Genomic DNA, 12,519 nt, shown 5'->3' on the forward strand with positions numbered 1-12,519 from the left:
GCGCCGGCCAGGCTGCGGCTGAGCGGCAGCTCCGGGCCTTCGTCGCCGGTCTCGCCCAGCTCGGCGGCCGCGCAGGCGCGATCGTGCAGGTCCAGCAGCACGCCGCACAGCTTGGCGGCCGGCGTGCGCGCGTTCAGCGCCAGCAGCCGCCGGCGCGCGCGCGCGGCCTGGTCGGTCAGGCTCTGCACGTACAGCTGGCGGAATTCGGGATCGGCGTTGAACAGCTCGCTCCACCGCGCGCGGGGCACGGTCAGCACCCGCACCGTGGTCAGCGCCACCACGGCGTAGTCGGAGACCCCCGCCTCGGCGTCCAGGCCGAACACGTCGCCGGGCATCAGCAGGTCCAGCAGGGTGGCTTCGCCCACCGTCGTGCAGGTCCGCGCCGCCCAGCCGGACAGCAGCACGTGCAGGGGCGTGGCGCCCGCGCCCTGGCGGACCAGGCGTACGCCCTTGTGGCCGACGGTGTCGGGTTCGGCGAAGTCGCGGATGCGCGTGCGGGTCAGCAGCCGTTCGACCGCCGCCGGGCGTGAGCGCAGGCCGGCCGGGGCTGGCGCTTGTGCGCCGGGCTCGAGGTTCATGTCCCTTCTCCGTCGTCGAACGGACCGCGCGCGCGTTTTGCGCAGCGGCTCAAGGCTGAGGAAATCGGACGAAACGCGTACGAGGACGCACAGGGGGCGCGGAACACCGCGACGGACGGCAGGTTCGCCATCGCCGTCGCCCACGCGCCAGCCCGTAAGTTAACGGATGAGGCGCCGCTTGGCACGCGCGGAACACTGGCCGGTCTCGAACGTTAGCTCGGCTGGTTTCGCAGGAACCTCAGCTGTGAACGGGTCTCAGCTGTGAACGGGTCGGTCCGCGGTCCGGCTCCCGCCTTTCTCGCTGGCGGCGGCGAGATGGGCGAGCGCATGCGCGCCCTGGACTGGTCGAAGACGCCGCTTGGTCCCGCCCAGGACTGGCCGGCCTCGCTGCGCACCGCCCTCAGCCTGATGCTGAACTCGCTCTACCCCATGTTCATCGGGTGGGGGCCTGAGCTGATCCTGCTCTACAACGACGCGTACCGCCCGGTGCTGGGCGCGCGCGACGCGGCGGCGCTGGGCCGGCCGCTGGCGCAGGTGTGGGACGACGTCTGGCCCGAGGTCCGCGGCATGGTCGAGCGCGCCCAGGCCGGCGAGGCGACCTTCCGCAAGGACCTGCACCTGGTTGTCGAACGCCACGGCTATCCCGAGGACAGCTGGTGGACCTTCTCCTACAGCCCGGTGCGCGACGAGCGCGGCGAGGTGTGCGGCATGTTCTGCGCCCTCTCCGAGACCACCGCCCAGGTGCAGAACGAGCGGCGGCTGACCTTCCAGATCGCGCTCGCCGACCGGCTGCGCGGGGCCGACAGCCCCGAGGCGGTCAAGCGCGAGGCGGCGCGCATGCTGGGGGAGGCGTTGCACCTCGGCATGATCGGCTTCGCCGACGCCGGGCAGCAGGAGGGGGAGACCTGGTTCGAGATCGACCCGGACTGGGGCGACGGCAGCATGGCCCCGGCGGGCGGCCGGTTCCGGTTGTCCGACTTCGGTCCCGCGGCGGAGGAGCTGAACCTCGGGCGCGAACTGCGCATCGACGACGTGGCGCATGATCCGCGAGTGGCCGACGTCAGGGCGGCGTTCGAGAGTCTGGGCGCCGGGGCGGTCGTGGCCGTGCCGCTGCTGCGCGGCGGGCGGCTCCGCGCCGGGGTCGCCGCGGTCACGGCCGGGCCGCGCCGCTGGAGCGACTTCGACCTGCTGCTGATGCGCGACGTGGTCGAGCGGATCTGGCCGGAGGTGGAGCGCGCGCGGGCCCAGGCCGACGCGCGTCGCCTGGCGGCGGTGTTCGAGCAATCCTCCAACTTCATCGCCACCAGCGCCGCCGACGGGGCCGGCGTCCGGCTCAACGCCGCGGGCCTGGCCATGGTCGGCCTGCCGCCCGACACCGACACCGCGACCATGTCCTTCGGCGATTTCCTCTCGCCGCTGGAGCGGATCCGCATCGACACCGAGATCGCGCCGGCCCTGCGCCAGACCGGCCAGTGGAGCGGCGAAGCGGAGTTCCGGCGCTTCGACGGACCCGGCACGGTGCCGGTTGCCTGCCGGGCGTTCACGATCCGGGACGCGGAGGGCGCGACCGTCGGCTTCGCCACCGTCTCGCGCGACGTCACCGACGAACGACGCCAGGCCCGGGCCCTGCGCGACAGCGAGGCGCGCTACCGCGAGCTGGCCGACGCCATGCCCCAGGTGGTGTGGACCGCCGATCCGGACGGCCGGGTCGACTACTACAACCGCCGCACCGAGGAGTACGCGGGCTTCACGCGGATGCGGGACGGCTATTACGACTGGGAGCCGGCGCTGCACCCCGACGACCACGATCTGACGGTCGAAGCCTGGACCCGGGCGGTGGCGACCGGCGAGCCGTACGAGTGCGAACACCGGGTCCAGCGCGCCAACGGCGACTACGCCTGGCATGTCAGCCGCGGCGTGCCGGTCCGCGACGCGGCCGGGCGGATCGTCAAGTGGTACGGCACCGCCACCGACATCGATTTCGTCAAGCGCATGGAGCAGACCCGCGAGCTCCTGATCCGCGAGGTCGACCACCGGGCCAAGAACGTGCTGGCGGTGGCCCAGTCGATCGTCAAGCTGACCCGGGCCGACGACATCGCCGCCTACGTCGCCTCGGTCAGCGGCCGGATCGGGGCGCTCGCCCGCGCCCACACCCTGCTGGCGCGCGAGGGCTGGAGCGGCGGGGGCGTGCGCGCGGTGGTCGACGACGAACTGCGCGCGCTGGCCAAGCCCGGCCAGTACACGCTGAGCGGACCCGACGTGACGCTGGATCCCGGCGCGGTGCAGGCGCTGGGTATGATCGTCCACGAGCTGGCCACCAACGCGGTGAAGTACGGCGCGCTCAGCCGCGCCGGCGGCTGCGTGCGGCTGAACTGGGCGCGCACGACCGGCGGCGGCCTGGCGTTGGATTGGACCGAGGCCGGCGGACCGCCGGTGGCCGCGCCGAAGCAGCCCGGCTTCGGCTCGACCCTGCTGAACGAACTGGCCGCGCGCCAGTTGGGCGGGCGGCTGGACCTGCACTGGCGGCGTGAAGGCCTGGCCGCGCGGCTGGAGCTGCCGGCCGCCCTGCTGCGCCGGGGCGCGCCGGAGGAGGAGGGCGTGACGGAGCAGCGTTGTGCGCCGGCTGGCGCGGCCAAGCCCAGGCGTGGGGTGGTGCTGCTGGTCGAGGACAACGCCCTGATCGGGCTGGACGCGCACGCGGTGCTGACCGCGGCGGGGCTGGACGTGATCGGGCCGGTCGCCGACGTCGCCACCGCCCTCCAGGTGATCGCCCACCGGCCGCTGGACGCCGCCTTCCTGGACGTCGACCTGCACGGGCGCACCTCGTTCGAGATCGCCGACGCCCTGACCGCGCGCGGGGTGCCCTTCACCTTCTCCACCGGCTTCGGCCGCATCGACGCCGACAGCGGCCACGCCGGCCGACCGGTGCTGCGGAAGCCGGTCAGCGACGAGGCCCTGCTGGGCGCCTACGACGCGATGGTGGAGAGCTGGGTGATCTAGGGGGGCGAGCCCGGCCTTAGACTATTCGTTCCGTCATCCCGGCCGCAGCGGAGCGAAGCGCAGCGCAGAGCCGGGATCCAGCAAGCGCGACGCTTGTTGCAGCGCGCTGGTCGCAGCGGTGAGGTCGAGCTTGCTGGGTCCCGGCTCTGCGCCGCTGCGCGGCTCCGGCCGGGATGACGGACGTTTTTAATGCGCCAAATTCAGCTGCCAGCTCACCCCGAAGCGATCCGACACCCAGGCGAAGCGCTTGCTGAAGCCGTAGTCGCCCAGCGGCATCAGCACGCCGCCGCCCTCGGCCATGGCCACGGCCAGGCGCTCGATCTGGGCCTCGTCGTCGACGTCCACGAACATCGAGGTCGACGGGGTGAAGGTGAAGGCGTGCTTCACGAAGCTGTCGGAGCACATCACCTGCAGGCCGGCGATCTCGAAGGTGGCCTTCATCACCGTGCCTTCCGGGCCGGGCTGGCCGGGGCCGTAGCGTGCGATGTCGACCACCCGGCCGCCGAACTGGGCGACGTAGAAGCTCATGGCCTCCTCGGCGCGGCCTTCGAACATCAGGAACGGGCGGATCTGGGTCATGCGGGGCTCCGGTCGGACGGGGGACCATGCGTAGCGGAGCCGTCCCGAAATGCGCAACGCCCCCGGCCCGTGCGGACCGGGGGCGTCGCTTACGCACCCTGGAGGGGTCTCTAGAAGTTGGCGGTCAGGCCGATGAAGAAGTGGCGGCCCAGCGCGTCGTAGACCTGCGGGAAGGTGTTGCCGTTGCCGGAGCCCACCCCGACCGAGGAGCTGATCGGCGGATCCTGGTCGAACAGGTTGTTGACGCCGAACCGCAGGGTGAAGTTGTCCTCGACGTCCCAGCTGCCGGCGATGTCGATGTAGTTCTGGCTGTCCAGCTTGCGGTCGACGGTCGGGGCGTTGGGGTCGTTGAGCAGCGGATTGTTGTCCAGGCCGTCGAGAGTGACCTCGCCGATGTAGCGCCAGGACAGCGACGCATCGACGTTCCACGGCGTGTTCCAGACGATCCAGAGCTTGTTGCGCCATTCCGGCAGGGGCGCGCCGCAGGTCGGGCCGTACAGCCCGGCGCAGTCGTAGGTCCCCAGGCCCGGCACCGGCTCGACCTCGAACTTGTCCAGCCAGGTGCCGACGAAGTTGATGGTCACGTCGCCCGGCCCGCCTTCCCAGATGGTGTCCAGGTCGAAGCGGTAGTTGACGTTGACGTCGACGCCGGAGGTCTTGATCGAGCCGAGGTTCTCGTTCACCGCCGAGACGAAGCCGTTCGGATCGACCCACAGGCTGCCGCCGGCGCCCCGGTTGATGCGGTCGCAGAAGAACGCGTCGCCGGTCAGGCCGCACTGGCGCAGCGCCAGGTCGGGGGCGACGAAGCCGATCACGCCGTCGACGTCGATGTCGAACCAGTCGATCGAGCCGTTCAGGCCCGGCAGGAAGCTCGGCGTGAACACGATGCCCGCCGACCAGGTGTCCGAGGATTCCGGGCCGAGGTTGGACGTGCCGCCGAACAGGGCGTTGAACTGGCCGGCCGGGTTGTCGGCGATCAGGCCGTACTGGGCCGCCGTCACCCCGGTGTTGACGCACTGCGCCAGGGTGAAGGTGGGCGTCGCGCCGGCGCAGGGGTCGGAGTTCATGTCGAACAGGCCGACCGCCTGGGTGGCGAACAGCTCGCGCACGTTGGGCGCGCGCACCGCCCGCTGGTAGCTGGCCCGCAGGCGGAAGTCCTGGGTCGGGGCCCAGTTGGGGCCGATCTTGTAGGTGTCGGTGTTGATGCCGGTGGAGTAGTTGGACCAGCGGTAGCCGAGGTCCAGCGACAGCTCCTGGGCCCAGGGCTGCTCCTCCATGATCGGGACGGTGGCCTCGAAGAACAGGTCGTAGACGTCGAACGAACCCGACACCCCGATCACCGGGCCGCCCTGGCCGGTCAGGTCGCCGCTGGTGAAGGCGGCGTCGGTCTTCAGGTCCATGGCCTCGTAGCGGTACTCGGTCCCGAAGGCGACCTGCACCCCGCCGGTGGCCCAGGGGAACTTCACGCCCAGGGCGGTCAGGTCGCCGGAGATCGAGGCGTTGATCACCTGCTGGGTGGTCGAGCCCTCCTGGAAGCCAGGCACCTGCAGGTAGTCCAGCGCCGCCTGGGTGACGCCGCCGGTCTGGAAGATGTTGTAGGGCACGCAGGCCGGGTCGGAGCCGTCCAGCACCGAGCGGCAGACGGGCGCGCCGGTGATCGGGTCGGCCACCACGTCCAGCGCCCGGCGGCTGCGGCTGAGCGAGAAGTCGTTGCGGAAGTTCTCGGCGAAAACCACCGAGCCGTACTGGGCGTAGATGTCGTAGTTCCAGTCCGGGTTCAGGTCGCCGCGCACCCCCACCACGCCGCGGTAGGAGGTGTGGCGCAGGTCGTCCAGGCGGCCGCCGCCCTCGACGTTGCGCCGGCCGATCTGCACCTGGGCCAGGCCCTGGTTGCCCGGCGCCAGCGGGTCGGTGTCGACCACGCCGGTGGCGGTGCACATGGCGGCGACCTGGTCGGCCGACAGCAGCGGGTTGTCGCAGGGCACGGCGAATTGGCTGATGAACAGACCGCTGGGCGCCACCTGCGCCTGGGTGTGGTCGTCCATGAACATCAGCTGGGCGTAGACCTCGGCCTGGTCGTTGACCGTGTAGCTGCCGAAGCCGCCGAAGGTGTAGCGCGTGTCCGGCCGCTGGAAGAAGTTCAGCGGCTGGAAGTTGAACAGGTCGGTGTCGAAGTCGAACGGCCGGAAGGTGTTTCCGGTCGCCGAGTCGATGGTCAGCGGATCGCCGACCGGCAGGGACGTGGCCGCGTCCACCGGCTGGAAGAAGCCGGGCACGCTGGTGGCCGAGCCGGCGCAGGTGAAGGCGGTGCCGGCGTCGTTGGTGCCCAGCGCGCAGGAGCTGAAGTCACGGTTCGCCTGGGTGATCGCCTCGACGTTGCGGTAGCCGGCGTACAGCTGCATCGAGCCGCGTCCGTCGTTCGAACGGATGCCCATGATGCCGGTGAGGTTGGTGGTGGCGCCGTCGCTGCGGTCGCCCGGCACCGGCACGTCGGAGTCCCTCAGCAGGCCCTGGATGCCGTTGTCGTTGTTGTGCTGGTACCAGTCGTACTGGGCGTCGAGCTGCAGGCCCTCGAAGCTGTCGTTCATGATGAAGTTGACGACGCCGGCCACGGCGTCCGAGCCGTAGACGGCGGACGCGCCGCCGGTGACCACCTCGATCCGCTTCACCAGCTGGGCGGGGATCTGGTTCAGGTCGGGGGCGATGTCCTCGGCGCTGGTGCCGCCCGGCGTGCCGCCCGGCAGGCGCCGGCCGTCGACCAGCACCAGGGTCCGGGTCGGACCCAGGTTGCGCAGGTCGACCGTGGCCGTGCCGGTGGCGTCGTTGGAGATCGACCCGCCCTGGTTGGCGAAGGCCTGCGGCAGCTGGTTGACCAGATCCTCGATCCGGGTCGTGCCGGTGAGCTCGATCTCCTCCTGGCCCAGCGTGGTGACGGGGCTGACGCTGGTCAGGTTCTTGCGCGGGATGCGCGAACCGGTGACCACGATCTCTTCGACCTCGCCGCCCGGTTCCTCTTGCGCGGCCGGCGGCTCCTGGTTCGGGTCCTGCGCCCAGGCGAAGCTCGGCGCGAACGTCACCATCGTCGCCAGCACGGCGCACGAGGCGCCGCCCAGCAACACGCGTTGCAGCGGTTGCATGTAAATCCCCTCGAAATTTCAGACTACGCGTCGAGCTTCGCGGCCGCGGCGGCGGCGGAAGCTTCACGGAAACGCGCGGTCAACCGGAGAGCTGAGCCGTTTGTTCCAATTCCCTCCGGACAAACCCGCAGGGGTGTGGCGGCGGGGGATCGGTACGCGGGGTCGGCTTGTCCGGCGGGGGATCTGCGGAGGGGAGGGCGACGGTCCCGCGGCCTCCGCCCGCCTCTGCAATATTGTAGGCGCGTTCGGCGGGCCGGGCGTGCATGCTGGCCGACGGAACGCGCGCCGGGGGGCGAAAGACATGGAACTGAACGGTGTGAAGCTGGCCCTGGCCGCCAGCGCGGCCCTGGCCCTGCTGGCGTTCGCGCCGGGCGTCGCCGCGGCGCAGGACGGCCGCACGGTCGAGGGGGTGCAGGCGTTTGTGTCCACGCAGATCGGCGCCGGGAGCGTGACCTCCTTGCGCTGGGGGGCGGCTAATCCCACGGACTTCGCTGAATTCAATTACCTCGCGGACGAGATCACGCCCCATGCGGCCAAGTCGGCGGGGCGTTGCGCCACCGAGTTCACGGACGGCTCGTCGGACTCGGTCGCCATCGATTGGTCGCGGGTCTCCGAGGTCAGGCTCCACAGCGGGGGGACGCTCATGATCTGGGGCGGCGTCGACGGAACCGACAACGCCTGGTTCGTCATTGAAAGCCCGCAGGTGCGCGACGGGCTGACGGCCGCGCTGCAGTTCCTGAAGGATCAGTGCTGAGATGCGCAATCGATTGGGCGTGGCGGTTCTGGCGGCCGGCCTGCTGGCGGCGACGGGGGCTCAGGCGTCGCTGGCGCCGGAATGGTATCTGAAGGCCCGCCAGGAGGCGCCTCTGCACCTGCAGATCCGGCTCACCGAGGTCGAGGCCGCCGACGGGGCCTGCACCCTGAGCGGCGAGACGGTGGGGAGCTTCCGCGAAGCGGCCCCCGGGCGGGTCGAGTTCACCGTCCAGTGCCTGACGCCGGGCGTCACGCCCAGGCCCGGCGGGCGCGCGTGGTTCAATCCGGACCGCTTCGCCGCCGGCATGGTGATCGAGGGCTTCTTCGAGGGCGCCGATCCGGACGGGACCCTGGAGACGGCGCTGGACCAGCTGTCGGTCGTCCCGGCCGCGCGCGAGCGGCCCTGGTGCAGCACCACCGAGTTCCGCTGCGACCTGCCCTGACCTTGTAGATCAGCGCGACACCCTGGAGAGTGGGGCCATGGCGCTCAAGCGGATGGACAACGTCGGGATCGTCGTCGAGGACCTCGTCGCGGCGATCGAGTTCTTCGCCGAGCTCGGCCTCGAGCTCGAGGGGCGGGCCACGATCGAGGGCGAGTGGGCCGGGCGGATCACCGGTCTGGGCGACCAGCGGGTCGAGATCGCCATGATGCGTACGCCCGACGGCCACAGCCGGCTGGAGCTCTCCCGCTTCATGGCCCCGGCGGTCGTCGAGGATCACCGGACCGCGCCGGTCAACGCCCTGGGCTATCTGCGCGTCATGTTCGCCGTGGACGACCTGGACGAAACGCTGGAGCGGCTGCGCAAACACGGCGCCCAGCTGGTCGGCGAAGTGGTCCAGTACCAGCGCGCCTATCGGCTCTGCTACATCCGCGGCCCGGAAGGGATCCTGATCGGCCTGGCGCAAGAACTCGGCTGATCCGTCGCAAAACCGCGGGTCGGCCGCTGGACGGCCGCATTCGGGTGATCCACCTTGGGGAGGCATCGAGGAGTCCTTCCGTGAACCTCCCGCTTCCGCCGGCCCTGGCCGAGGCCCTGGCGCGCATGGCCCCGCACTATCCCACCCGCGGCGAGCGGCTGGCCGACGCGTGGGTGCACGGGGTGGGCATCGCCTTCGCCGCCATCGGCGGGCTGGTGCTGCTGGGCCTGTCGATCTTCGGCCGGCTGGGCGTGGCGGCGACGGTGGCGGTCTCGGTCTACGCCGGCTGCCTGCTGGCCATGCTGATCGGCTCGGCGCTCTACAACTTCGCCAAGGGCGAGCGGCAGCAGCTGTTCCGCCGCTTCGACCACGCCGGCATCTTCCTGATGATCGCCGGCACCTACACCCCGTTCACGACCCTGGTGCTGAAGGGCGGCTGGTCGATCGGCATGACCACGGCGGTCTGGACGCTGGCGGCGGCAGGCGCCTTGGGCAAGCTGTTCCTCCCGGGTCTCGGCAAGAAGCTGTGGGTGGCGCTCTACGTCGCGCTGGGCTGGCTGATCGTCATCGCCATCCGGCCGCTGGCCGACGGCGTGTCGCTGGCCGCCCTTGTGCTGATCGCGGTCGGCGGCCTGGTCTATTCGACCGGCGTGCTGGTTTATCTGCGCAAGACCCTGCGGTTCCGCCGGGCGGTGTGGCACGGTTTCGTGGTCGCCGCGGCGGCCGTCCACTACGCCGCGGTGATGACCGCGGTGGTGTTCGCGCCGGCGTCCTGAGCCCGGGACGAGGATTCAGGCGTTAATCCCTTCTCCCCCTGTGGGAGAAGGAGGGCCCCACGCGCCGGAGCGCCAGCGGAGGCCTGCGTGGGAGGATGAGGGGTCGTGCGGCGCTGGCCGACCGATGGCCGGCTCCACGACGCGGACCGGGCGGCGCGACCCCTCATCCTCCCGCGCGGACCTTCGAGCTCCGCTCTCCGGTGCGCGGGCTCCGTCCTTCTCCCACAGGGGGAGAAGGATCTCATCGGAGTCCCTCGTTGGACGTGGTCAGCATGATCGCCGGCCTGCGCGACGACTACCAGGCGCAATTCGCCGGCTTCGTCGACATCCAGGTCCGCGCCCATCCCGAAGGCGCGCCGGAGGTGAAGCTGCGCCTCAGCGAAGGCTCGGGCCTGCTGCACGACCTGTTTTGCGTCGATTTCCTGGTCACCGGCGACGGCGCCCCCGAAGCCATCGAGCTGCATCCCGAACCGCGCCCGGCCTTCGAGCCGTTCGACGGCGGCGTGGCGGGCGTGCGGGTCCGCTTCGAGGACCTGCAGTGGGACGACGCCACCTTCCGCTACGCCGGCGGCGCGCCCGATCCGGAAAGCCTGGCCCTGTGGTTCCTCACCTGGTTCGACCCGCACGAGCTGCGCGGCGAGGCCGCCAACGACGAGGACGCCGACCTGTCGGGGGTGATCCACTCGGTGTCGCTCACCGACGGGGCCATGCACGTCGACTTCGGCACCGCGCCCCCCGAGGCGTTCTGGGAACTGCTGCAGGTGCTGGCCGACGGCGGCGTCGCGGCCGTGACGGTCGGGGCGGGGAAGGGAGACGAGACCTAGATGGGCGTCATCCAGGCCGCAGCGGAGCGAAGCGCAGCGGAGAGCCGGGACCCAGCAAGCGCGGTACGCGTTGCAGCCCAGGTCTCGCGGCGTCGCGGTCGAGCTTGCTGGGTCCCGCGCTGCGCGCTTTCCGGGATGACGGTCGTTTAGCGCGCCTGCGGCCGCCCGGCGTTGAAGCTGTCCATCGCCATCGCCGCCAGTTTCGGCGCCTCGCGCAGGTAGGCGTCGCCGCAGCGGGCCGCCCAGCGCTGCTGGACGTCCATCACGTCGGAGACGTCCTTGCAGGCGGCCAGCTGCTCCAGGGTCTGGCGGTCGTCGTCCAGCCGCCGGGCCATGAAGGCGACGTACTCGCTCTGCATGCGGCGCACGCCCTCCCAGTAGGGGGCGCCGAAGGAGGCGCCGAAGTCTGGGAAGCCGCCGGGGAAAGCGGTGGCGCGTTCGTTCGCGTCGCCGGGGCGGGGCATGGCGGGTCTCCTCGGGTTGAAAGGGTGGGAACGACGCGCGGGCGCGCCTGTTCCGCGCGCTATTCCTGCACGTCCTCGTCGGGCGGGGCCGGCGTCTCGGCCGCGCCGGCCGGGCGGAACGGCTTGAGGCGCAGCTTGGTGCGGTGGTCGGCGGCGCCCGGTTCGCCGGTGGCGTCGACGCCGCGGTAGTAGTGCTTCTGCCAGCGGTCCGCCCCGGCTTCGGGCTGGTTGGCCTTCACCTGCGCCTGGAAGGCGTTGCGGTCGCGGCTCCACAGCTCGAACTGCGACTTCAGCTCCGGATCCTCGTCCATCGAACGGAACACCGGCTCGAAGCTCTCCACCGCCTCGCGCTGGACCGGGAAGATGAAGCAGATCGGCTCGCCCTTCTCGAACCGCACCGTCCGCCACGCCTTGGTGAAGCGCCAGTTCATCGTGAAGGTGAAGGGGGCCCAGTCGGTCTCCACGACCCCGGTGAGCGGCTGGATGGCGTGCTTGAAGCGGTTGGGCGAGCCGCCGACCCACAGGTTCCAGCCCGGCGGCGTGCGAAACAGCCCCTGGATGTGGAAGGTCAGCACCCCCTGGCCGAAGATCGACACCGGCGCGTCGTGCGGGGCGGTGCCGACGTCGGGCCGCACGCCCACGCCGTCGGTCCCCATGGTCCCGTTCCAGGTCGCCTCAACGTCGCAGGGCGACAGCACCTCCCAGCCGTGCGCGTTGGCCACGTTCAGCGGCAGGCAGCGGTAGGGAAACTGCTGGGGCGCGGCGTCCATCCAGTCGCGCTTGGCCGGGGCCGGGCGGATGTTCGGCTCCCAGCCGGGATAGCGATAGCAGATCAGCTCCATGGGCGGCGTAACCGTCGGGGAGGGCGGTGTGATCCGCCCAAATTCCTCCCCCGAGCGAAGCGGTGGGGGAGGGGGACCGCCGAAGGCGGTGGAGGGGGCTCCAGCGAAGTGGGCCTGTTCAGCTGCGACGTCGCGCCAAGACGAGCCCCCTCCACCATGCTTCGCATGGTCCCCCTCCCCCAAGGGGGGAGGAATGGCCCCTCAGGTCTTCACCCGATAGCCGCCCCCGCCGAGCCGGTGTCTGCTCGCCGCCCGTCCATCGGAGGCCCGGCCATGTCCACGTCCGCCGCGAGCGAGCGCCGTTTCCTGTCCCAGGAGGAGCTCGAGGTGATCGGCAAGACCCACTATCCGGCCGTCGCCGATCTCGACGCCGACGCGCTGCGCGAGACCCGCAAGCGGCTGCGCGACCTGCGCGACAAGGCCCGCACCCAGTCGCGCGACCGCCGTCGCACGGTCGCCCGGGCCAAGGGCCGCGGCACCGCGGGCGAAGTGACCAAGGGCGAGCCGACCGCGCGCCGCAAGCAGATCTTCAGCCAGGCCCTGCAGCGCACCAACCGCCAGCTGCAGCGCCTCGAGCACGCCGAGGCCCGGGCCCGCACCGTCGGCGGCAAGCGCCGGGCGCTGGCCATGGTGCGCCGGGCCGAGCAG

The 12,519-nt window shown here is 71.3% G+C and carries 12 protein-coding genes; 7 read left to right on the plus strand and 5 right to left on the minus strand.

Translation table 11 applies throughout. The features are described 5' to 3' along the window. Nucleotides 1–578 (minus strand): Crp/Fnr family transcriptional regulator (locus G3573_RS15600; RefSeq protein ID WP_163262280.1); only part of this gene is annotated, 578 nt, incomplete at its 3' end. Between the two features lie 315 nt (nt 579–893). Here G3573_RS15600 and G3573_RS15605 point away from each other — a divergent pair. After that, on the plus strand, nt 894–3,578 hold the full coding sequence (locus G3573_RS15605) for a PAS domain-containing protein (RefSeq protein ID WP_163262282.1): 2,685 nt from the start codon (nt 894–896) through the stop codon (nt 3,576–3,578). 186 nt (nt 3,579–3,764) lie between these two features. Here the strand turns inward: G3573_RS15605 and G3573_RS15610 are convergent, their stop codons facing one another. Together G3573_RS15610 and G3573_RS15615 are read right to left on the minus strand one after the other, a co-directional pair. Beyond that, nucleotides 3,765–4,157 (minus strand): VOC family protein, encoded by a 393-nt coding sequence (locus G3573_RS15610; protein ID WP_163262285.1) that lies wholly within the window; start codon nt 4,155–4,157, stop codon nt 3,765–3,767. Between the two features lie 110 nt (nt 4,158–4,267). Then, entirely contained in the window at nt 4,268–7,294 is a 3,027-nt protein-coding gene (locus tag G3573_RS15615; RefSeq protein ID WP_205598286.1) for a TonB-dependent receptor, read from the minus strand. Nucleotides 7,295–7,595: 301 nt separating this feature from the next. Here G3573_RS15615 and G3573_RS15620 point away from each other — a divergent pair, with 301 nt between their 5' ends. From G3573_RS15620 to G3573_RS15640, 5 genes are all read left to right on the plus strand, one after another. Further along, nucleotides 7,596–8,048 (plus strand): hypothetical protein, encoded by a 453-nt coding sequence (locus G3573_RS15620; protein ID WP_163262287.1) that lies wholly within the window; start codon nt 7,596–7,598, stop codon nt 8,046–8,048. A 1-nt stretch (nt 8,049) separates the two neighbouring features. Continuing rightward, nucleotides 8,050–8,490 carry a hypothetical protein gene (locus tag G3573_RS15625; protein ID WP_163262289.1) on the plus strand — a complete coding sequence of 147 codons (441 nt, stop codon included), beginning with the start codon at nt 8,050–8,052 and terminating at the stop codon, nt 8,488–8,490. Nucleotides 8,491–8,527: 37 nt separating this feature from the next. Beyond that, entirely contained in the window at nt 8,528–8,965 is a 438-nt protein-coding gene (locus tag G3573_RS15630) for a VOC family protein (protein ID WP_163262291.1), read from the plus strand. 80 nt (nt 8,966–9,045) lie between these two features. Then, entirely contained in the window at nt 9,046–9,741 is a 696-nt protein-coding gene (locus G3573_RS15635) for a hemolysin III family protein (protein WP_346427398.1), read from the plus strand. A 257-nt stretch (nt 9,742–9,998) separates the two neighbouring features. Next, nucleotides 9,999–10,565 carry a hypothetical protein gene (locus tag G3573_RS15640; protein ID WP_163262293.1) on the plus strand — a complete coding sequence of 189 codons (567 nt, stop codon included), beginning with the start codon at nt 9,999–10,001 and terminating at the stop codon, nt 10,563–10,565. A 146-nt stretch (nt 10,566–10,711) separates the two neighbouring features. On the opposite strand, the gene G3573_RS15645 is transcribed toward G3573_RS15640, so the two are convergent. Next, nucleotides 10,712–11,029, minus strand: coding sequence for a phasin family protein (locus G3573_RS15645; protein ID WP_163262295.1), 318 nt, complete (start codon nt 11,027–11,029; stop codon nt 10,712–10,714). Nucleotides 11,030–11,088: 59 nt separating this feature from the next. After that, nucleotides 11,089–11,871 (minus strand): DUF6065 family protein, encoded by a 783-nt coding sequence (locus tag G3573_RS15650; protein ID WP_163262297.1) that lies wholly within the window; start codon nt 11,869–11,871, stop codon nt 11,089–11,091. A gap of 273 nt (nt 11,872–12,144) precedes the next feature. Here G3573_RS15650 and G3573_RS15655 point away from each other — a divergent pair. Continuing rightward, the coding region (locus tag G3573_RS15655; RefSeq protein ID WP_163262299.1) for a hypothetical protein at nt 12,145–12,519 on the plus strand (375 nt) is incomplete at its 3' end.

Source organism: Caulobacter sp. 17J65-9 (assembly GCF_010975005.1).
GTDB lineage: Bacteria > Pseudomonadota > Alphaproteobacteria > Caulobacterales > Caulobacteraceae > 17J80-11.

What these genes read in the sequence shown, in the direction of transcription:
- G3573_RS15605 (WP_163262282.1), top strand. Translation starts at nt 894, where the DNA reads ATGGGCGAGCGCATGCGCGCCCTGGACTGGTCGAAGACGCCGCTTGGT.
- G3573_RS15610 (WP_163262285.1), bottom strand. Translation starts at nt 4,157, where the DNA reads ATGACCCAGATCCGCCCGTTCCTGATGTTCGAAGGCCGCGCCGAGGAG.
- G3573_RS15615 (WP_205598286.1), bottom strand. Translation starts at nt 7,294, where the DNA reads ATGCAACCGCTGCAACGCGTGTTGCTGGGCGGCGCCTCGTGCGCCGTG.
- G3573_RS15620 (WP_163262287.1), top strand. Translation starts at nt 7,596, where the DNA reads ATGGAACTGAACGGTGTGAAGCTGGCCCTGGCCGCCAGCGCGGCCCTG.
- G3573_RS15625 (WP_163262289.1), top strand. Translation starts at nt 8,050, where the DNA reads ATGCGCAATCGATTGGGCGTGGCGGTTCTGGCGGCCGGCCTGCTGGCG.
- G3573_RS15630 (WP_163262291.1), top strand. Translation starts at nt 8,528, where the DNA reads ATGGCGCTCAAGCGGATGGACAACGTCGGGATCGTCGTCGAGGACCTC.
- G3573_RS15645 (WP_163262295.1), bottom strand. Translation starts at nt 11,029, where the DNA reads ATGCCCCGCCCCGGCGACGCGAACGAACGCGCCACCGCTTTCCCCGGC.
- G3573_RS15650 (WP_163262297.1), bottom strand. Translation starts at nt 11,871, where the DNA reads ATGGAGCTGATCTGCTATCGCTATCCCGGCTGGGAGCCGAACATCCGC.